Origin of the sequence: Mycobacterium riyadhense (assembly GCF_963853645.1) — a bacterium.
GTDB classification, from domain to species: Bacteria; Actinomycetota; Actinomycetes; order Mycobacteriales; family Mycobacteriaceae; genus Mycobacterium; species Mycobacterium riyadhense.
On sequence record NZ_OY970457.1, the window covers coordinates 220,070 to 239,789 of the forward strand.

Here is a 19,720-nt window from a genome sequence, read left to right on the forward strand (position 1 = left end):
ATGGCGGATTCCATCAACTGGGACGCGATCGCGCAGTGCGAATCCAACGACAATTGGGCCGCCGACACTGGTAACGGTCGATACGGAGGCTTGCAGATGAGCCTGGACGATTGGCGATCCTATGGTGGTGTCGGGCCGTCACCGGCGACTGCCAGCCGTCAGGATCAGATCGATGTGGCGAATAGGATTGCTGCCAAGCAAGGAATCAGCGCATGGGGGAAGTGCTCGTCCTGCAGTCATGAGGCAGCTCCCACAGGCTCATTGACCAATATCGTGGGGGTGATCAATGGAAAGAGCAGTTGCAAGACTGGCTAACCCGGATCGTTCACCGGTAAGGGGGTGTCGCCATGTGTGGATACACGGAAGCGCTTGTCCATTAAGGCATTCTTGGACCTGCTGCGGTTCAAGTTCTATTGTCTGGTAGACGCTCCGCAGTTGAAGCGTACTTCGTGGACGGCTGGGTTGTCAGTGATCCGGAACAACATCCTGGCATCTTACGCAACCAGATTCCCAAAAGCCCGCTGCAACAGCGTGTCCCGGCAACTGACCGCCGATGACCGAACGAAATATCAAAACCCTACTAGAAAGGCGTTCACCCCCACCTCACCGATCGGTGAGCCGCCCAGCACCTCGCACGCCGCCCGATACAGGTACTCCGCCAACGCTTCTTGATCCACAACCCGTCCATTCCGACACCGACAAAGTCGGACGAAACAAGATCATGACCTAGGCCGAAACATCAAGCGTCTCTTGAGAACAGACCCGTCAAAGATCTATTGAGCCCAAACACCGACCCGCCGCTGGCAGGCGCAAAGTCGTAGTGCCGTAACGCGCGGCGGCACCTGGTCGTGGAGCTGCGGTAAGCGCGCTCACGTCAGAGGTCTCAGGTGTTTCTGAGTTGGGCTGGCGAGACCGTCGGCAGGTGTAATCTGCGCAACGTTCGGCAAGTAAGTCCACTATGGGAGGGAGTCCTGCGAAGGTGACTGAGTTTAACGGCAAGATCGAGCTGGACATTCGTGATTCGGAACCGGATTGGGGTCCCTATGCTGCGCCGACGGCGCCGGAGAACGCACCGAACATCCTGTACGTGGTCTGGGACGACACCGGCATCGCGACGTGGGACTGCTTCGGCGGCCTGGTTGAAATGCCGGCCATGTCGCGCATCGCCGAGCGTGGCGTGCGGCTGTCGCAGTTCCACACCACCGCGCTGTGCTCACCGACGAGGGCGTCGCTGTTGACCGGGCGCAACGCGACGACCGTTGGGATGGCCACCGTCGAAGAATTGACCGATGGTTTCCCCAACTGCAACGGTCGCATCCCGGCCGACACCGCGCTGCTATCCGAAGTGCTCGCCGAACGGGGCTATAACACCTACTGCGTGGGCAAGTGGCATCTGACGCCCCTCGAGGAATCCAGTATGGCGTCGACCAAGCGGCACTGGCCGACCTCGCGGGGTTTCGAGCGGTTCTACGGGTTCATGGGCGGTGAGACCGATCAGTGGTATCCGGACCTGGTGTACGACAACCACCCGGTCAACCCGCCCGGCACACCCGAGGACGGCTACCATCTGTCGAAGGACCTCGCCGACAAGACGATCGAGTTCATACGCGATGCGAAGGTGATTGCGCCCGACAAGCCGTGGTTCAGCTACGTGTGCCCGGGTGCAGGGCACGCCCCGCATCACGTTTTCAAGGAATGGGCCGATAAGTATGCCGGCCGATTCGACATGGGCTACGAGAAGTACCGCGAAATCGCGCTGGAAAAGCAGAAGTCGATGGGCATCGTGCCGCCGGACACCGAACTGTCGCCCATCAATCCCTATCTCGACGTGAAGGGACCCAACGGGGAGCCGTGGCCGCTGCAGGACACGGTGCGGCCGTGGGACTCGCTCAACGACGAAGAGAAAAAGCTGTTCAACCGGATGGCCGAGGTATTCGCCGGCTTCCTGAGCTACACCGACGCCCAGATCGGCCGGATCCTGGACTATCTCGAGGAATCCGGGCAGCTGGACAACACCATCATCGTGGCGATCTCCGACAACGGTGCCAGCGGTGAAGGCGGACCCAACGGGTCGGTGAACGAGGGCAAGTTCTTCAACGGCTACATCGACACCGTCGAAGAAAGCATGAAGCTCTTCGACCACCTTGGTGGGCCGCAGACCTACAACCACTACCCGATCGGCTGGGCGATGGCGTTCAACACGCCCTACAAGCTGTTCAAGCGCTACGCCTCGCATGAGGGCGGCATCGCCGACTCGGCAATCATCTCCTGGCCCAACGGTATTGCCGCGCACGGCGAGGTCCGCGACAACTACGTCAATGTCTGCGACATCACTCCGACGGTGTACGACCTGTTAGGCATGACCCCGCCGGAGACCGTCAAGGGCATCCCGCAGAAGCCGTTGGACGGTGTGAGTTTCAAAGCGGCTCTTGATGATCCGGCCGCCGATACCGGAAAGACCACCCAGTTTTACACCATGCTCGGGACCCGCGGGATCTGGCACCGGGGTTGGTTCGCCAACACCGTCCACGCCGCCACACCGGCGGGCTGGTCACACTTCGATGCAGATCGTTGGGAATTGTTCCGCATCGAAAAAGACCGCAGCCAATGTCACGACCTGGCCGCCGAGCATCCCGACAAGCTCGAGGAACTCAAGGCGCTGTGGTTCTCCGAGGCCGCCAAGTACAACGGGCTGCCGCTGTCGGATTTGAACTTCGCGCAAGCAATGATGCGGTCGCGGCCGTATTTGGTCAGCGAGCGATCCAGCTACGTCTACTATCCGAATTGCTCCGACGTCGGCATCGGTGCGACCGCCGAGATTCGTGGCCGCTCGTTCGCCGTGGTGGCCGAGGTAACCGTGGATACCACCGGCGCCGAGGGTGTGCTGTTCAAGCAAGGCGGCGCTCATGGCGGACACGTGCTCTTCATCCAGGACGGGCGCCTGCACTACGTCTACAACTTCCTCGGCGAACGCCAGCAGCTCATCTCCTCCAATGGTCCGATTCCCTTGGGCAGGCACCTGCTCGGCGTCTGCTACAACCGGACGGGAACCGTGGCCAACAGCCACACGCCGCTTGGTGATGCCACGCTGTTCTTCGACGAGCACGAGGTCGGCAGCTTGTCGGAAGTAACGACGCATCCCGGAACGTTCGGGTTGGCCGGTGCCGGCATTACCGTTGGCCGCAACGGGGGTTCGGCGGTGTCGAGCCGCTACAAGGCTCCGTTCACGTTCACCGGCGGCACCATCGCCCAGGTTACCGTCGACCTGTCCGGTCGACCGTATTCGGATGTGGAAAAGGAACTGGCGCTTGCCTTTTCGCGCGATTAGCGCTCCAGCGAGACTGCTGTGCGCGGTCCTTGGTGGCGGCGGGCCTGGTCTGCCTGTCGGCACCCGGCTGCGGCCGCGTCACCGGTGGATCTGCCGAAACTACAGCGCATTCCGACCCGGCGGAGCCGGTGCCCGGCATCGCGCCGACGCTGCCCGACCACATTCCGCCCGATGCGCTGTCCTGCATCGCGTCACCGATCGGCAATGGCCTCGCAACCACGGCCACCGTGTCCGACCCGGCTGCACCGCGGATCACGATCAGCGTGCCCGATGGCTGGAATTCGGCCGCGGGTACCGGCGATACGGCATTGACGTTGACCGGGCCTAAGATTTCACCTGCTTTGTGGCACCTCGGCACCACCAATTTCGCGCATCGGGTAGACCTTGCCGACGAATTGCGTCCAACGTCGCGTGGCCGCCCACAGCCTGGGGCGTTTTACAGCGGCGCCACATCCCGAAAGATATCGGTCAGCTCGCACACCGGTGCCCCACAGGTCATTCCTGAAGGGGCGGGGCCGGTCAAGACCACGGCTGCGTTTGTTTTTTGCTTGTTTTGAAGCTTCCTGGTCCTGGCTGGGCGCGTCCAAGTAGGCCTGACTTGGGCCAGGTTTTGGTGATCGGTGCATTGGCAGGTCGTTGACCTCGGGTTTTCGTCGTTTTCGGCCCGGAACGTGTGCACTAATTGGTGGGCTTTAGGGTGCGGTGGTGGCGTATGTGCGCACCGTGAAGACGGCATCGGGTGCCACGGCGGTGCAGATCGTTTGGTCATCGCGGAGGGGTTCGCGCAAGATCGAGCACCTGGGCTCAGCCCACGACGAGGCCCGCTTGGAGCTGCTCAAGGCCGCCACCGAACAGTGCCTTGCTGCCGGGCAGCGGAGCCTGGACCTGGGCTTGGACCGCCCCGGCTCGCCGGGGGCTCCGCTGGAGATCGTGGCGACCCGCTCGGTGTCGCTTGCCAGGGTGATGGGATCACCTGATTGCCAGGGGGATGGGACCACCTTGGCGCGTTATTGAGGATGCTCGTCGGGGCGGTCTGGGTCAAGCTGGCCGCGGGTGCGTTGGCGGTAGGACGGTCCTTCGACGACGAGGGTGTGGGCGGTGGAGGTCAGTCGATCGATGGCTGATTGAGCCAGCAGCGTGTCGGCGGTCATGGTCAGCCATTCATATGGAACGAGCACAGGTTCGTTTCCGCGGATTCAGGCTGCTGCCTGAGGTTTTCCCGCCGATTGGCGTGTCGCTGATCTTCAAGGCGTAAGCCCGCGAGTTAAGGTACTGCCTCGAAACCTCCGGTGTGAGGAAGGTGTGCGGGTGGGAGACGGGCGGCTGCGGGTAGTCACGGGCGAGGTCGCGCCGGTCGTTGAGACGCGAGATCCCCAGCGGTTTCAGGCCGACTGCGTGGAGGCGTTTGTGGCGTCGTGGACCGCGCGGGGATTCGCCGAATCGACGATCGCCAACGACGTCGGTGTGTTGGAGCGGATGTTGGCGGCGCTGGGTCGGCCGGCGTGGGAGGTGACCGCCGAGGATGTTGACCGGGTGGTGGGCGAACCGACATCCGACTCGGTAGTTTGAGCGCGCCGTGATCGTCGGGAATCGAAGAAACGATCCAACATATCGGCGCGCAATCACGATACCCGGATGCACTGGGTGCAAGCGGCGTTAGCAGGCCCGAGTCCTCGTGGACGCGGATGATCTCGGTGCTGGTGTTGGTGAGTTTCATCCGGCACGCCGATCCGTGAGCCCCCACCCTTGACATTCCAGTGCACTGGAAGGATGACACTGGGTGGTGTTAGCTGCCGGCCGTAGAGCTGGGATCAAAAGGGGCCGTGAGGGGCGGTGATCGCGGTGCGCACAGAGGTTATTTCGGTACCCGAAATCTGCTGCGAGGCCTGCAAGAACACCATCGAGGGCGCGCTGGGCCCCCTCGATGGTGTACGCGCGGCGGTTGTCGACATACCGGGCAAACGAGTGAGTGTGGAATTCGATGAGACCCTGATCGATCACGACGCATTGGTGGCCGCGATCGAGAGCCAGGGGTACGCGGTCGCCGCGAACGGCTGACGCCATGACGCAAACCACGACCCCCAATCAATCTTCTCGGTACCTTAGGACGCTCTAATCGGCGGTCCCAGAAGGCACCACCCACTGGCAAGGTTGGCCGGTCACTGCGGAAATCAGGTCGAAGTCTGAGTCGTAGTGCAAAACGGTCAGTCCGTGTTCTTCGCCGGCGGCGGCGATGAGTAGGTCGGGGATCTTGCGGCCGCGCTGGCTTTTCTGAGCGAGGAGTCGTTGCACCTGAAGCGCACGACGATGATGCGATTCGGTCGATTCGACAGGTTTGAATGCGTCCAACGCCGCTATTAAGCGGTCCCACTCGGCCGCATTCCGTGCTGAATAGCCGACCTCGAGATCGGTGATACGGGCCCGCGCGAGTTCACCCGAAGCCGCGAGGGGTTCCAACGCTTGCCGCACGTTGGGCTGGCCAAGTCGTTTGATCACACTGGTGTCGATGAGAAACGTCAGCGCCATGCCTCAGCGCGATCGTCAGATGGTGCGGCGGCCAGTGCGTCCAGCGCGGCGGCCACATGCTGTAGTCGGTGCGACGTTGCGTTGCGCAGAGCCGCGTTCACCGTCTCTTTGATCGTGGAAGTCCCCAGTTCTGCGCGGGCCATCTCCAATGCCTGCTCATCAATGTCGATCAGATGCTTACCCATAAACCCAGTATATACAAGAGGCATCGCGATATATACGCATTGGGTAACGTCTGGTCGGAGGCGACTATGCCGCAACGCCGGTGACTAACGCCGCCAGTTGACGCTCACGCCCACAGGCGTCATCGCCGAGGAAACCTCCGACGATCCCGCGCTGACTGATGCCATCCGCGCCCACGCTCGTGAGGTCACCGGGTTCGTGCGCGACGGCATACCCGCGATGATGCACGGCGTGATGGGACCCGGCGGACCGCCATAGCCACCGGGCATCGGTGGGTTCGCCAAGCGCGAAACAAGCCGTCAGCCGGCGACCTCGGCGGTGGAGTCGTGTCAGCGGTCAACCTTCTCGCGCGGTTGGTGACACCTCGCCGGTGTTGTCATCCAAGACGTTGTACGCATTGTCGTGCAGCAACCGAGCGTCACTCGCTTGCTGCGGGCTGGTCGGTGGACAGATCGCGAAGCTGCTCGGCGACGTCGGCCAGCTCCTGCTCGAGGTCGCGCTGGTGCTCTTCGAGTGCGCGGCGCCTGGCCTCCGCCGTGTCCTCCACGGACCCGTGTGATCCGCAGCCACAGCCGCCCCTGCGGCGCGGGCCGTCTCGCTGGATTGTTCTCATGGTTGTTGCTCTCCTTCCTGGATCTCCTCGATCCGCGTGGCGATAGCGTCGTAACGCTGCAGCACTGCGTCGATCCGCTGCGCTGCGGCCCGCAGCGACGCAGCCCAGGCACCCAGCAGGGCAGCGCCCTCGCTGGTGAGCTCGTATGTCCGTTTGAGCGGCCCCGGCAGGTCGTCGTTCCACGATGAGCTGACGAGGCCTTCGGCCTCGAGCGAACGTAAGAGACGGTAGAGGTTGCCGAAGTCAACTCGGCCTTCCTCGAGCAGGGGCCCCACCCGGGGTGGGGTGGGATACCCGGTTTTGCTGCTGGTGTTGGCGAGTTTCACCAGCCCGCCGACCTGCATGTGAACGTCCTTGACATTTCAGTGTGCTGGAAAGGTGACACCACACTGGGTGGTGTTAGCTGCCGACGGTAGGGCTGGGACCAAAAGGGGGCCAAGATGGTGGGGTTGATCGAGGAGGGTTTCGTCACAGTGACGATAATGGCCTGAGCTACAGGCTGGGGCGGCCCGGCAAGTTGAGTTCTGCGTTTCTTCCAGGCCCGGTGCCGAGACGGGGGCGACGTCTTCACTAATGACCCCCAACGTGGCAGCTTACGCCCAACGCAGAACGCATCTATGTTATGGATCGCCAACTGTGGCAATAGTTTAAGAGATCACTTAATCGTAATACGTTGGCGCACAACATCTTTCGCCGATATTTTATCTTATGTCAAGTTGTAAGTTGGTTATTCGCATGTAATGCGAATACGTCTGCTTGTGGTACTTCCCCAGTCTCAGGTGAGTTGCATTGACTCGCAGGGTGATTCGCTTGAGACCGGTTGCGGTCCCCCCTTGACGGCACTGCGCCGCCGGACGGGTTTGTCGGTCGTGTCCGGGTGGCGTTGACCTTGGTGTTCAGCGTTTCGGATTGCAGGATTCGCATTCTGAATGCAGAATTTGCAGTCGGTGAGGAGGTTGGGTGGACGCGACGATGGGTCAGTTGGTTTACCTGCCGGCTGGTGCGGCAGGCCCGGATCCCGATGCGTTCTTGAGTGATGTTTTGACGGGTTGGCGACGAGCGCAACTGGCGCAGAACTTCTCGCCTGGCACAGCGCGCCGGCGGGCGACCTCGGTGTTGCGGATGGGCGACTTCGTGGGCTCCTATCCGTGGCAGTGGACGGCGACCGATGCCGATGATTTCTTCGGCCACCTGCGCGGTGTTCGTAACCTCGCCCATTCGACGGTGCGTGCCTACCAGACGGATGTGAAACTGTTCCTCGATTACGCCACCGATCCGGCGTACGACTGGAATGAGCACTGCGGGCGACTGTTTGGGACGGTGTTTTCTCAGGTCATCACCGAGTTCAACAAGGCCCGGCATGTTCAGGCTGATGACGCGCGCCCGCTGAAACGGCCGTTCACTCCCACCGAGCTGCAGCAGTTCTTCGACCTGGCTGACCTGGAGCCCGAGCGGATCCTTTATGCCGGACGCAAAGGCGCGCTGGCGGCCTGGCGAGACGCGGTCGCCTTCAAAACTCTCTACGGATGGGGATTGCGCCGCAACGAGGCCCGGCACCTACAACTCGTGGATTTCTCACGTAATGCCCGGGCTCCGTTCTTCGGTGAGTGGGGCCTGGTGCGGGTGCGCTACGGCAAGGCCATGCGTGGGTCGCCGGCCAAGCAGCGCACTGTGTTGACCGTGTTCGACTGGGCGGCTGAAGCGCTCGCAGATTGGGCCGAGCGCGGACTTCCCCGCTACGGCCGGCCCATCAACGACCTGTTCCCCACCGAGAAGGGTGGGCTGGTTCCCGAACGCAACCTGTGGCAACGCATGCGCAGCTTCGTCGACGAACTGGGGTTCCCGGCCGGGTTGGATCTGCATTCGTTCCGCCGGGCCTATGCGACCAACCTGCAAGTCGAATACGGCTACGACGTCAGTTTCGTCCAGCTGCAATTGGGCCACGAGCATGCCTCGACCACCTCCATCTACACCCTGGCTGCACCGGACTACCGAGCCCGTGAGCTCGAACGTGTCCTGAGTGCGACGCTGGCTCGCAGTAATGCCCGCCTGGGCGGGCCGACACCCAAGGAGTCGTGATGAGACGCGAGATCCAATACCACTGGCGGATACGGGAGTTCATGGCCCGAGCCGGGATGAAGAACAGCCGTGACCTGGTTGGTCCCCTGCGTGAGCGGGGCATCACGCTGTCGGAGTCGCAGATCTATCGCATCGTTGGGCAAGAGCCCGAACGGATCGCGTTCAAAGTCCTTGTCGCGCTGTGTGACATCTTCGGTATCGAGGCGGGTGATCTGATCACCTACACCGCCACCGACGCTCGTCAATCGCGCAGCAAGGTGGCTAACGCGGCTGCCGACGTTCCCCTGCTTAATGCCTATCGTCCGGTCAAAGCGCGGATCGTCACTGATGACTGAACCACGGAGACGCGGTCGTCCCCGCAGCGCCGGGACTCGCGAATGCGGCCGATGCCACAGCCTGGTCCCCAAGTTTCGGGCGACGTGGCCCGAGGGGCCGATCTGCGGGCCCTGCTTCACTGCGGCAGCCCGCACTTACGGGCCGTGTGCCTTCTGCGGCGCCCAGCGGCTGCTTCCGGGACGTTCTCCTACCGGACAAGACATCTGCCGCGACTGCGCCGGCATCACTACGAACCTGGACTGCGACAGCTGCGGAGGCGAAGCCGAACGCCTACGCGGGGGCAAGTGCGCACGCTGCGTGGTGACCCACGATCTTGAGCAGATCCTCAAACCCCATGCACCACCGGATATGCGCCTCAAACGGCTCATCGCCGAGCTGGCCGCGGTCCCCCGCCCCGAAAGCATCATTACCTGGATGCGTCACCCCGTCACCGCTGCACTGTTGACCAAGATCGGCACCCGAGAACTGCACCTCAGCCACGACGCCTTCGACGCGCTGCCGGCCTCACGCAGCCTGGAGCATTTACGCGAAATGCTGGTGCATCACCACATGATGCCCGAGCGCGGGGACCCGCGTTTGGCCCGCTTCGAAACCTGGCTCGCGCGTCGACTGGAAACTCTGCAACCCACACCGGCCATCCACACCCCCATCGAACAGTTCGCACGATGGCACCATCTGCGCCGGCTACGTGAAAACACCGATCCCACACGCAATATGGACAACGCCACCCGAGGCGCCAAACAAGAAATCACCGAAGCCGGCAAGTTCCTGCGCTGGCTGCTCGACGAGCACCACACCACCATCAACGATCTGCAGCAGGCCCACCTCGACGCCTATCTCTCCGAGGGAACAACAACCCGCAGCACTATCCGAAACTTCATCCAATGGCGCACCCGCGCCGGTATCGCGCCGCCGTTTAAAACCGGATACCGCCTCGCCCGCACCACCCCGCTCACCTCATCGAGGCAACGCCTCGAGCTAATCAAAGCCGTTGCAGAAGCCGAGCACACCGCCTTATCCATCAGGATCGCCGGACTGATCCTGCTGCTCTACGGCACCCCAGTCAGCAGGATTTCCGAACTCACGCTCGACGATGTCGACACAACGCCGACGCGGACAACGATCAAGGTCGGGGACCTGCCCGCACCAGTACCAGAAGCCCTGCTCCCTCTCTTCCACCGCCACCTTGCCGATCGCGGCAACCACCGCACCATGAACCACCGCTCACGGTGGCTATTCCCCGGAACGCGTGCAGGACAACATATTTCCGAACAAGTACTCATGAAGTCACTACGCAGCTGCCTCAAAATTGACATCAAAGCCGCCCGAAACGGGGTTCTACACGATCTCACCAAAGAGATCGACCCCGTTTCCCTCGCCGATCTCCTCGGCTACTCAACCCAGGTCATGAACATCCACGCGGCCCGCGCCGCCGTCCCAATGGCTACCTATCCCGCGATCAACACACCACGTGCGCTCCGCGACTAAGCCCCGGGTCTGCTGCACGGATAGGTGTCACCTGTGACTAGCGACCGGTAGATAATTTGGCGGCCAAATAGTTGATAAAGACGGGGACAAAATGGTCGTATTGTGCGGCGGCGGAATCGCAGCCTTCGGTGTCAGATACGAGTACCTAATAACAGCCGAATATGTCTTGGCGTTTCTTCGAAACGACCTCGCCCTCATACCGCATGCAAACCTAGTTACCGAGCCGCTGCACAAGAAAGACGACGGCAAAGACGATGACAGGGGCCGTCGACCAGTGCGCGGCTCCCCCACCGGGGGATTGATGGTTTCGGCCGCTGGCCGGAGCCGCCGGCGGATGATGGTTTCACCGTCCAGAGGAGCACCTGTCAATAGCGGCCGAACGTCATAGTGTGAGCCGTAGGTCGGTGGCGTTCTGAGGTAATGAAACTGGCGGAAGTGGTCACCGCCGACTCGTGGCCACACCGGCGTGCAGGAGCCGTCAATGCACTGTGAATTACGAAGAGTGGAACATCGCCCTACGATGCCGTGCACACCATGTACAGGACTGTAATGCCTCAGATCAAGATGCCCGCGAAAATTAGTCAATGCCTCACATAAGAATGCCCGCGAAACCGAGGGGCGGTTCGGCTGGCCTTGATCCGGACGCCTTTGCGGATGTCGGGCAGGGCGGTGCGGATGCTGGCCAGGTAGAGCTGCTCGGTTTTCTGCTTGGCTAGCAGGACAAGCCGGTTCTGCAGGTCGGCGATCTCACGGCCGATCTCCGCGGGGTTGAGGCTGTCACGGTAGGCGATCAACTCGGCCCGCTGAGCCGGGGAGAGCACCTGGGCGGCCAGCAGCCGGTCCAGCGGCGTTTGCGGGGCGTCGTAGCAGCGTCGGCGGCGCCCGTCGGCAGTGCTGGTGTATCCGATGGGTTTGATGGTCGGAGTCAGGTAGTTGAGCCGGTCATTGACCAGGCGCCATAGGCGGTTGAGCACAGCGCGTTCTTCGGGCGTGTCGTAGCGGTAGTAGAACGCGTACTTGCGGACCAGGTGGTTGTTCTTCGACTCGATAGTGGCCTGGTCGTTCTTCTTGTACGGGCGCGAGCGGGTGAAGTAGATCCCTTTGTCTCCGGCCCAGTTAATCACTGGTTTGTTGAGAAACTCGGTGCCGTTGTCAAAGTCCAAACCTGTTACCGCGTAAGGAATCTCGATGACAGCTTTACGCAGCGCGGCCAGCACATGGGTGTGGGCATTGTTGCGCATCGTGCGGGTGAACACCCACCCGGTGTGCACATCGGTCAGATTCAAGGTGCGGGCGAACTCCCCTTTGAGGGTCGGCCCACAATGGGCGACGGTATCACCCTCGAAGAACCCCGGCTCCGTGTCCACCTCATCCCCAGCTCTGCGGACCTTGATCGAATTCCGCAGCAGCGGTGAGGGTTTCGTTGTCGACACACCCGATATCTGATCCTTGGCCTTCGCGGTCTTCAGATAACGATCGATGCTGGCCGCACTCATCGCCAGCAGTTCCTGGCGCACTTTGGGACTGTAGCGGTCACGCCCGAACACCAACTCGCCGTGCCGTTGCAACCCGTCGAGCTGCAACGCCATCGAGGCGGCCAGGTACTTCCCGCACTGCCCACCCGAAGCGGCCCACACCCTCTGCAGCACCTTCAACGCGTCATAGGAGTACTTCGGGGTCCGCGGCTTACGGGGCCGTGCAGCGACCCCGCGGCCCGTCCCGGCCCGCCGTTTCGCCGCTCCTGTAAGCCGCCGGCGGGCGTTATCGCGTGACCAGTCCGTCACCGACATCACTTGATCCAAAATCAGCCCCTTGTCCTTTTTCGACGCCTTCACATACGCCTTGGCGTACTTCGTGGTGATCTCGCCCCGAGACGCCATCGACAACCCACTTCCCATGCCTGACGAGGGTCACCATTTCGCGGGCATTCTTATCTGAGGCACCGAGGGTGTTTCGCGGGCAGTTTTCGTGAGTCAAGCCGAGGACTTGACCCTCCTGGGCATCGATCCTGTACCGTGAACGCATGTCGGTTCCCGTACTCACCGCCGGTTGGTGGTGGTGCTACTAATGGATCTTTTCGGTTCTACTAGCGCGCCAACGGCAATGGCAGATATTCACGCTCCCCGAGCCGAGGCAGACCGTTCCGCCTTCTCGGCGGCTAGCTGGGCACAACAAGACCTCCCCCCTATAACGGGTTTTGTCAGGGTTGACGATCCCCACAACTCAAGCCATGTTCCCGGCACAATAAATGTCAAGGTAGTTACAACCACGTCATCCCCAGTCCCGTCAATTACCACAACCGCGCAGCTTTGGCGTGTAAACCCTTGGCCACTTCCACCAGTCCCTATAGGAGTTGGTCTCCCAGGGGAGGCTTTCAATGCAACTGAGTGCGAGGCATTTTCGAGTACAATCTGCGTCCCAGGCCAATATTACGGCACGGGTATTGGTGTGATTATAGCTCCGCCAGGATATATTCCGCCGGTTACCGGTGCCGCGAATACGGGCAATACCCGTCAGATTTTCTGTTGACATGAACGCCGCCTATCAGTGGGTAGTAGACGCCATCCCTGAATTTAAGTATGACGTTGGTTCCCTGATACCCCCAGTTTTTGAATCATATGCCCGGGTGTTTCATCCCGCCTATCGTGGCGGACAAACGCCAGCCGATAATGGTGGTACCACCATCTCATGGCACGCGGTGGCAGAGGCTAATGGTCGAGTCGCACACCCAGCCATGGAATGGGGATCGATCGTCGGCTCATGGAGTGCCCGGAGTCAACCAGGGCTATGGGATCGTCCGCCAAATCATGGTCGGCTTCCCACCGAGGCCGCTGAGGAGCTCAGTCGCGTATTACAGCAATGCTCTGGCGTCAAAAGTGTGATGTACGCGCTATGGAGAGGGTACGCCGGGATTGAAATAGACAGTGCTGAGCTATTTGAACTTCCGCTTCGTCCGATGGCCGTGATAAATGGGTCGATCGACGATGCCACTGAGCCATTCGGGATACCGGGTCGTACCGCGAATCTATGGTGGGCAACCGATCATCAATGGTGTGTAGCCACAGACATCGACTTGTTGACCACATATGTCGGTGGCAGCGCGCAATGCATGGAAGCTATAGCAGCTAGCAGTGCCTTGGAAGCCGTATTGGTCACGAGCACTCAGCGGATAACCTGGGATGCGGACACACTTAATCCCCTCCCCGATCCTCCTGGTGGCGTCCAGAATCCGGTGTAAATCGGGGGGTGCAGGTTCTGGCTTCGGTGGTGATGTTACGCCGTGGCGCTGATGGTTCCGGTGGTGCTGTTTGCGGGGTCCGGGGTCTGGTGGGGTCGTAGTTGTCGGGGTGGGGGTAGCAGGTTGCAGCGTAGGTCTTGGAGCTGGCGCAGCCCGGCGGGGGCCATGGTCAGTCGGCGCCAGCCGCGCGATGCGCGGTCGAGCACGGCCCAGGCGATGCCGATACAACTGGTTTCACCCGGGAAGCGGCCGATAACCATTGCGCGGCGACGGGTTTCGCCGAAGGTGCGTTCGCTGAAGTTTGAGTGCCGGATACGGTGATGAAGTTCCGGCGGGAAACCGCAGATAGGCGGTCAGTCCCTGGCGATCGGTCAGGGCGATCTTCATCCTGACTAATGGGAAGTACCAAGGCCAGCTAGGCGCAAAGCGTGCGGCAGACTTGGTCGCTGGTAGCCGCTGCCGGGTGAGCACTCCTCCTGACTGGGTGTGTTCGGAGCCCTTTTAAAAGACCGTGCCCCCGGTGGTGTGCCAGGAGGTCGATCGCTGTTGGGATGTCGTGCCGGCCCTGCTCGTTTGGGGGGTGTGAGCACTGGTCCATTAGTCCGCGGGTACTCCTCCTCGGCTCGGGTGCCGGGTACGACAGACACCGATTGTCGAGGCTAGGAGGTGCTGGGGATGTTGTTCATCGGAGATGACTGGGCAGAAGATCACACCACGATGTGGAGGTCCAGGACGAGCAGGGCCGGGTGCTGCGGCGGGCCCGACTGCCCGAGGGGATGGCTGGCATCACCGAGTTCGGTGAGCTCGTCGGCCGGTTCCTCTCCGAGGATGAACAAGCTGCAGATGTGTTGGTATGCATCGAGACTGACCGCGGACCGTGGGTGAACGCATTGATCGCCGCGGGCTACCGGGTGTTCGGCGTGGACCCGAAGCAGGCGCATCGGCATCGGGAGATCCTGTCGAGCTCGGGCGCCAAGAGCGACAAGGGCGATGCGCATGGGCTCGCAGACATGGTCCGCACGCGCCGCCATCAGCTGCGTGAGGCCGGCGGTGACTCCGAGATCGCCGAGGCGGTGAAGGTCGTGGTCCGCGCGCATCAGACGATGATTTGGGAGCGGACCCGGCACATGCTGCGGCTGCGGGCCGCGCTGCGAGAGTACTTCCCCGCGATCCTGGCGGTCTGCGACACGGTCGACCTGTCGTTGACCAGCCGCCCCTTGCTGGTGCTGCTGGGTAAGGCTCCTACCCCGGAGTTGGCGGCGAAACTCACTGCGCGGCAGATCCTTCCGATGCTCAAGGGGTACCGGAACAAGGACGCTAAAGCCGCGCAGATTCAGCAGATCCTGCGTAGGGAACACCTCGGGCAACCCCCGGTGGTGACCCGGGCGTATGCCGCGTCCGTGCGTTCATCGGTGGCGGTATTGACGGTGCTCTTCGAGGAAATCACGCACCTCGAGACGGAGGTGAAGGCCCATTTTGGCCAGCACCCGGACGCTGAAATCATCCTCAGCCAACCCGGCCTCCTGAGTTTGGACACCTCCGATGATTTTGACGCTGCGTAGTTCCCTGACCTGGCATTTTGGCCGCGAGGGTGGGTGTTTCGGGGTACTAACCGGGTAGGTTCGTGCGGTGGCGTACGTGCGGAAGGTGCGCACTGCCTCGGGTGCGGTGGCGGTGCAGGTGGCGCACAAGGACCTTGGCCGGGTAGTGATCCTGGCGCATCTGGGTTCAGCGCATACCGATGCTGAGCTGGGCATTCTGCTCGATGCGGCCCAGCAGATGGTCCTCGATGGCCAGGCCGCCCTGGATTTCGAAGTCTCCGCCCGCGCCCAATCGGTGGCCGATGTGGCCGACTTCCGGGCGCAGTCGCTGATCGCAGAACAGCCCAAGCCCACAGCCCCCGCACCCGTGGTGCCGCCAGGTCGCACGCTGGGCACGAACTCGCGGCTGCTTTATGACGTGCTCGCCCATGTGTATGACTGGCTGGGTTTCGACGCAGTCGGCGATGTGGTGTTCCGGGATCTGGTGATCGCCCGGATCGTGGAGCCGACCAGCAAGATCGACGCGTTGCGGGTGCTGGCCGATCTCGGGGCAGCGCTGGTGTCATATAAGACGATCGACCGCCACGTCCGCAGCATCCATGCCGGTCCCGCTCGGGATGTGGTCGCCGCGAAATGCTTTGAGCACTCCCGTGATTGCGGTGGCCTGTCGCTGTTGCTCTATGACACGACCACGCTTCATTTTCAGGCCGAGCACGAAGATGAGCTGCGACGGGTCGGATATAGCAAGGACCGCCGCGTCGACCCGCAAATTGTCGTCGGACTGCTGGTGGACCGCATGGGGATGCCTTTGGAGATCGGCTGTTTCGAGGGCAACACCGCTGAGACGACCACCATCGTTCCGATCATCGGCAGCTTCGTCGAACGCCACCGCCTGGCCGGCATTCCGATGGTGGTGGCTGCTGACGCCGGGATGCTCTCTGCGACAAACCTCAAGGCCCTCGACGATTTGGAGTTGTCGTTCATCGTCGGGTCCCGGATGACCAAAGCCCCTGGAGATCTGGAGTCCTATTTCCATTGGAACGGCGATGTTTTCACCGACGGGCAGATCATCGACACCGTCACACCACGGCACGGCAACAACACTGTCAACGACTGCAACAAGCGCGCTGAACCAGTCTGGGACCCCGAAGCTCATCCGGGCGCCTGGCGGGCAGTCTGGGCGTATTCGGCCAAGCGAGCCCGCCGCGACCAGAAAACCCTGGCCGCCCAGGAAGCCCGCGCCCGGGCCATCGTCGACGGCACGAGGCAGGCCAAGGCCGCCCGATTTGTGACGGTCCGCGGCGATGACCGCACCATCGACGAGGCCAGCCTCGCCCGGGCTCAATCCCTCGTAGGTCTGAAAGGGTATGTGACAAATGTGCCGGTCACAGTGATGCCAGCCACCGAAGTCATCGCGAAGTACCACGAGCTGTGGCACGTGGAGAAGTCCTTTCGGATGTCAAAGAGCGACCTCGAAGCGCGGCCCATGTTCAACCGGATGCGCGATGCCATCGAAGCTCACCTGACCCTCGTCTTTGCCGCCCTTGCCGTCTCTCACGTCATCCAATCGCGCACCGGGGTATCCATCGCCAAAGTCGTCAAACAACTACGCCCGCTACGCAGCGCCACCATCACCATCAACGGCGCCACTCAGACCTTCCCACCAGCGATCCCCGAGGCCGAGCGCAAAATCCTCACCGACCTCGGCTTCAAACCCGGGTACTAAGCCAAATGTCCAAACTCAGGTTCGGCGTGGACCCGAAGCAGGCGCATCGGCATCGGGAGATCCTGTCGAGCTCGGGCGCCAAGAGCGACAAGGGCGATGCGCATGGGCTCGCAGACATGGTCCGCACGCGCCGCCATCAGCTGCGTGAGGCCGGCGGTGACTCCGAGATCGCCGAGGCGGTCAAGGTCGTGGTCCGCGCGCATCAGACGATGATTTGGGAGCGGACCCGGCACATGCTGCGGCTGCGGGCCGCGCTGCGAGAGTACTTCCCCGCGATCCTGGCGGTCTGCGACACGGTCGACCTGTCGTTGACCAGCCGCCCCTTGCTGGTGCTGCTGGGTAAGGCTCCTACCCCGGAGTTGGCGGCGAAACTCACTGCGCGGCAGATCCTTCCGATGCTCAAGGGGTACCGGAACAAGGACGCTAAAGCCGCGCAGATTCAGCAGATCCTGCGTAGGGAACACCTCGGGCAACCCCCGGTGGTGACCCGGGCGTATGCCGCGTCCGTGCGTTCATCGGTGGCGGTATTGACGGTGCTCTTCGAGGAAATCACGCACCTCGAGACGGAGGTGAAGGCCCATTTTGGCCAGCACCCGGACGCTGAAATCATCCTCAGCCAACCCGGCCTCGGCCCGATCCTCGGTGCCCGGGTGCTTGCAGAATTCGGGGACGCCCCAGGCCGTTACCGCAGCTCCAAGGATCGCAAGAACTATGCGGGGACCAGTCCGATCACCCGACAATCCGGGAAGACGCGGATCGTCGCGGCCCGCTACATTCACAATGATCGGCTCGTCGACGCCCTCCAGGGACAGGCCTCCTGCGCGATTCTGCACGACCCCGAAGTCCGCAGCTATTACGATCAGCTCCGCGCCCGCGGCACCAAGCACAACGCCGCTCTCCGCCAGGTCGCCAACCGGCTCGTCGGTGTCCTCCACGGCTGCCTCAACGCCCGAACCCGATACGACCGAAACACGGCATGGGCCCATCGACACACCGCCGCTGCTTGACAATCAACTTCCAGGGATGTCTTTTATCACCGTTGGCAGAGACAGTCCAGGTCCGGCCGCCTCGGTGTCGAGGAATTCGACACATCTTGATACCACCGATATCCAGTGAAAGCCGCTGGATTCCGAAACATGGTGTGTAGCAACACAATTAACAACGCTCCGATTCATTACCGATGATATCACCCCAATCAAATATCGCTAATGGTCGGCTTGACTCACGAAAACTGCCCGCGAAACACCCTCGGTGCCTCAGATAAGAATGCCCGCGAAATGGTGACCCTCGTCAGGCATGGGAAGTGGGTTGTCGATGGCGTCTCGGGGCGAGATCACCACGAAGTACGCCAAGGCGTATGTGAAGGCGTCGAAAAAGGACAAGGGGCTGATTTTGGATCAAGTGATGTCGGTGACGGACTGGTCACGCGATAACGCCCGCCGGCGGCTTACAGGAGCGGCGAAACGGCGGGCCGGGACGGGCCGCGGGGTCGCTGCACGGCCCCGTAAGCCGCGGACCCCGAAGTACTCCTATGACGCGTTGAAGGTGCTGCAGAGGGTGTGGGCCGCTTCGGGTGGGCAGTGCGGGAAGTACCTGGCCGCCTCGATGGCGTTGCAGCTCGACGGGTTGCAACGGCACGGCGAGTTGGTGTTCGGGCGTGACCGCTACAGTCCCAAAGTGCGCCAGGAACTGCTGGCGATGAGTGCGGCCAGCATCGATCGTTATCTGAAGACCGCGAAGGCCAAGGATCAGATATCGGGTGTGTCGACAACGAAACCCTCACCGCTGCTGCGGAATTCGATCAAGGTCCGCAGAGCTGGGGATGAGGTGGACACGGAGCCGGGGTTCTTCGAGGGTGATACCGTCGCCCATTGTGGGCCGACCCTCAAAGGGGAGTTCGCCCGCACCTTGAATCTGACCGATGTGCACACCGGGTGGGTGTTCACCCGCACGATGCGCAACAATGCCCACACCCATGTGCTGGCCGCGCTGCGTAAAGCTGTCATCGAGATTCCTTACGCGGTAACAGGTTTGGACTTTGACAACGGCACCGAGTTTCTCAACAAACCAGTGATTAACTGGGCCGGAGACAAAGGGATCTACTTCACCCGCTCGCGCCCGTACAAGAAGAACGACCAGGCCACTATCGAGTCGAAGAACAACCACCTGGTCCGCAAGTACGCGTTCTACTACCGCTACGACACGCCCGAAGAACGCGCTGTGCTCAACCGCCTATGGCGCCTGGTCAATGACCGGCTCAACTACCTGACTCCGACCATCAAACCCATCGGATACACCAGCACTGCCGACGGGCGCCGCCGACGCTGCTACGACGCCCCGCAAACGCCGCTGGACCGGCTGCTGGCCGCCCAGGTGCTCTCCCCGGCTCAGCGGGCCGAGTTGATCGCCTACCGTGACAGCCTCAACCCCGCGGAGATCGGCCGTGAGATCGCCGACCTGCAGAACCGGCTTGTCCTGCTAGCCAAGCAGAAAACCGAGCAGCTCTACCTGGCCAGCATCCGCACCGCCCTGCCCGACATCCGCAAAGGCGTCCGGATCAAGGCCAGCCGAACCGCCCCTCGGTTTCGCGGGCATTCTTATGTGAGGCATTGACTAATTTTCGCGGGCATCTTGATCTGAGGCATTACAATGGTTCCAAGCA

The 19,720-nt window shown here is 61.9% G+C and carries 16 protein-coding genes and 5 pseudogenes; 14 read left to right on the forward strand and 7 right to left on the reverse strand.

All coding sequences use genetic code 11. The annotated features are described in order from the left end of the window. The 4 genes and pseudogenes from AADZ78_RS27895 to AADZ78_RS29360 form a co-directional block, all read left to right on the forward strand. Positions 1-315, forward strand: coding sequence for a transglycosylase family protein (locus tag AADZ78_RS27895; RefSeq protein WP_275579516.1), 315 nt, complete (start codon positions 1-3; stop codon positions 313-315). 664 nt (positions 316-979) lie between these two features. Then, positions 980-3,328, forward strand: coding sequence for an arylsulfatase (locus AADZ78_RS27900; RefSeq protein ID WP_239656885.1), 2,349 nt, complete (start codon positions 980-982; stop codon positions 3,326-3,328). Between the two features lie 128 nt (positions 3,329-3,456). Next, positions 3,457-3,885 (forward strand): hypothetical protein, encoded by a 429-nt coding sequence (locus AADZ78_RS27905; protein ID WP_204805626.1) that lies wholly within the window; start codon positions 3,457-3,459, stop codon positions 3,883-3,885. 148 nt (positions 3,886-4,033) lie between these two features. Continuing rightward, a pseudogene (locus AADZ78_RS29360) lies at positions 4,034-4,282 on the forward strand (IS1634 family transposase); the annotation flags it as partial. 53 nt (positions 4,283-4,335) lie between these two features. Here the strand turns inward: AADZ78_RS29360 and AADZ78_RS27915 are convergent. Next, positions 4,336-4,497: pseudogene (locus AADZ78_RS27915) on the reverse strand (ATP-binding protein); the annotation flags it as partial. Positions 4,498-4,636: 139 nt separating this feature from the next. Between AADZ78_RS27915 and AADZ78_RS27920 the strand changes: the two are divergent. Together AADZ78_RS27920 and AADZ78_RS27930 are read left to right on the forward strand one after the other, a co-directional pair. Continuing rightward, the gene (locus AADZ78_RS27920) at positions 4,637-4,897 is read left to right on the forward strand and encodes a hypothetical protein (RefSeq protein ID WP_239657207.1); all 261 of its coding nucleotides are present in this window, start codon (positions 4,637-4,639) and stop codon (positions 4,895-4,897) included. A gap of 273 nt (positions 4,898-5,170) precedes the next feature. Then, entirely contained in the window at positions 5,171-5,386 is a 216-nt protein-coding gene (locus tag AADZ78_RS27930) for a heavy-metal-associated domain-containing protein (protein WP_085251497.1), read from the forward strand. 54 nt (positions 5,387-5,440) lie between these two features. On the opposite strand, the gene AADZ78_RS27935 is transcribed toward AADZ78_RS27930, so the two are convergent. Together AADZ78_RS27935 and AADZ78_RS27940 are read right to left on the reverse strand one after the other, a co-directional pair. Next, positions 5,441-5,854 carry a PIN domain nuclease gene (locus tag AADZ78_RS27935; protein ID WP_085251492.1) on the reverse strand — a complete coding sequence of 138 codons (414 nt, stop codon included), beginning with the start codon at positions 5,852-5,854 and terminating at the stop codon, positions 5,441-5,443. After that, entirely contained in the window at positions 5,845-6,039 is a 195-nt protein-coding gene (locus AADZ78_RS27940) for a hypothetical protein (protein WP_085251493.1), read from the reverse strand. Before AADZ78_RS27940 ends, AADZ78_RS27935 begins: the two co-directional genes overlap by 10 nt. A gap of 97 nt (positions 6,040-6,136) precedes the next feature. Between AADZ78_RS27940 and AADZ78_RS27945 the strand changes: the two genes are divergently transcribed. Further along, positions 6,137-6,295: a hypothetical protein gene (locus tag AADZ78_RS27945; protein ID WP_372510556.1), complete on the forward strand. Its 159-nt coding sequence runs from the start codon at positions 6,137-6,139 to the stop codon at positions 6,293-6,295. Between the two features lie 160 nt (positions 6,296-6,455). Here AADZ78_RS27945 and AADZ78_RS27950 read toward each other — a convergent pair whose 3' ends face one another. After that, complete coding sequence (locus AADZ78_RS27950; protein WP_139828827.1) at positions 6,456-6,650, reverse strand: hypothetical protein; 195 nt, start codon at positions 6,648-6,650, stop codon at positions 6,456-6,458. Then, entirely contained in the window at positions 6,647-6,994 is a 348-nt protein-coding gene (locus AADZ78_RS27955) for a PadR family transcriptional regulator (RefSeq protein ID WP_085251494.1), read from the reverse strand. Before AADZ78_RS27955 ends, AADZ78_RS27950 begins: the two co-directional genes overlap by 4 nt. Before the next feature lie 616 nt (positions 6,995-7,610). Here AADZ78_RS27955 and AADZ78_RS27960 point away from each other — a divergent pair. The 3 genes from AADZ78_RS27960 to AADZ78_RS27970 all read left to right on the forward strand — a co-directional run bounded on the left by AADZ78_RS27960 (position 7,611) and on the right by AADZ78_RS27970 (position 10,553). Beyond that, positions 7,611-8,729, forward strand: coding sequence for a tyrosine-type recombinase/integrase (locus AADZ78_RS27960; protein WP_139828828.1), 1,119 nt, complete (start codon positions 7,611-7,613; stop codon positions 8,727-8,729). After that, positions 8,729-9,064 (forward strand): helix-turn-helix domain-containing protein, encoded by a 336-nt coding sequence (locus tag AADZ78_RS27965; protein WP_085251496.1) that lies wholly within the window; start codon positions 8,729-8,731, stop codon positions 9,062-9,064. The genes AADZ78_RS27960 and AADZ78_RS27965 overlap by 1 nt, the downstream gene beginning before the upstream one ends. Before the next feature lie 301 nt (positions 9,065-9,365). Beyond that, on the forward strand, positions 9,366-10,553 hold the full coding sequence (locus tag AADZ78_RS27970) for a recombinase XerD (protein ID WP_204080035.1): 1,188 nt from the start codon (positions 9,366-9,368) through the stop codon (positions 10,551-10,553). Positions 10,554-11,134: 581 nt separating this feature from the next. Here AADZ78_RS27970 and AADZ78_RS27975 read toward each other — a convergent pair. Both AADZ78_RS27975 and AADZ78_RS27980 read right to left on the reverse strand, forming a co-directional pair. After that, positions 11,135-12,433: an integrase catalytic domain-containing protein gene (locus AADZ78_RS27975; protein WP_204080106.1), complete on the reverse strand. Its 1,299-nt coding sequence runs from the start codon at positions 12,431-12,433 to the stop codon at positions 11,135-11,137. A 1,393-nt stretch (positions 12,434-13,826) separates the two neighbouring features. After that, positions 13,827-14,220, reverse strand: a pseudogene (locus tag AADZ78_RS27980) (transposase); the annotation flags it as partial. A 246-nt stretch (positions 14,221-14,466) separates the two neighbouring features. Between AADZ78_RS27980 and AADZ78_RS27985 the strand changes: the two are divergent. The 4 genes and pseudogenes from AADZ78_RS27985 to AADZ78_RS28000 form a co-directional block, all read left to right on the forward strand. Next, positions 14,467-15,314 (forward strand): annotated as a pseudogene (locus AADZ78_RS27985) (IS110 family transposase); the annotation flags it as partial. 106 nt (positions 15,315-15,420) lie between these two features. Further along, positions 15,421-17,058, forward strand: a complete 1,638-nt coding sequence (locus tag AADZ78_RS27990) for an IS1634 family transposase (RefSeq protein WP_085248516.1) — start codon at positions 15,421-15,423, stop codon at positions 17,056-17,058. Positions 17,059-17,078: 20 nt separating this feature from the next. Next, positions 17,079-18,065 (forward strand): annotated as a pseudogene (locus tag AADZ78_RS27995) (IS110 family transposase); the annotation flags it as partial. 307 nt (positions 18,066-18,372) lie between these two features. Beyond that, positions 18,373-19,671, forward strand: a complete 1,299-nt coding sequence (locus AADZ78_RS28000) for an integrase catalytic domain-containing protein (protein ID WP_204080106.1) — start codon at positions 18,373-18,375, stop codon at positions 19,669-19,671. The last annotated feature ends 49 nt before the right edge of the window (positions 19,672-19,720 follow it).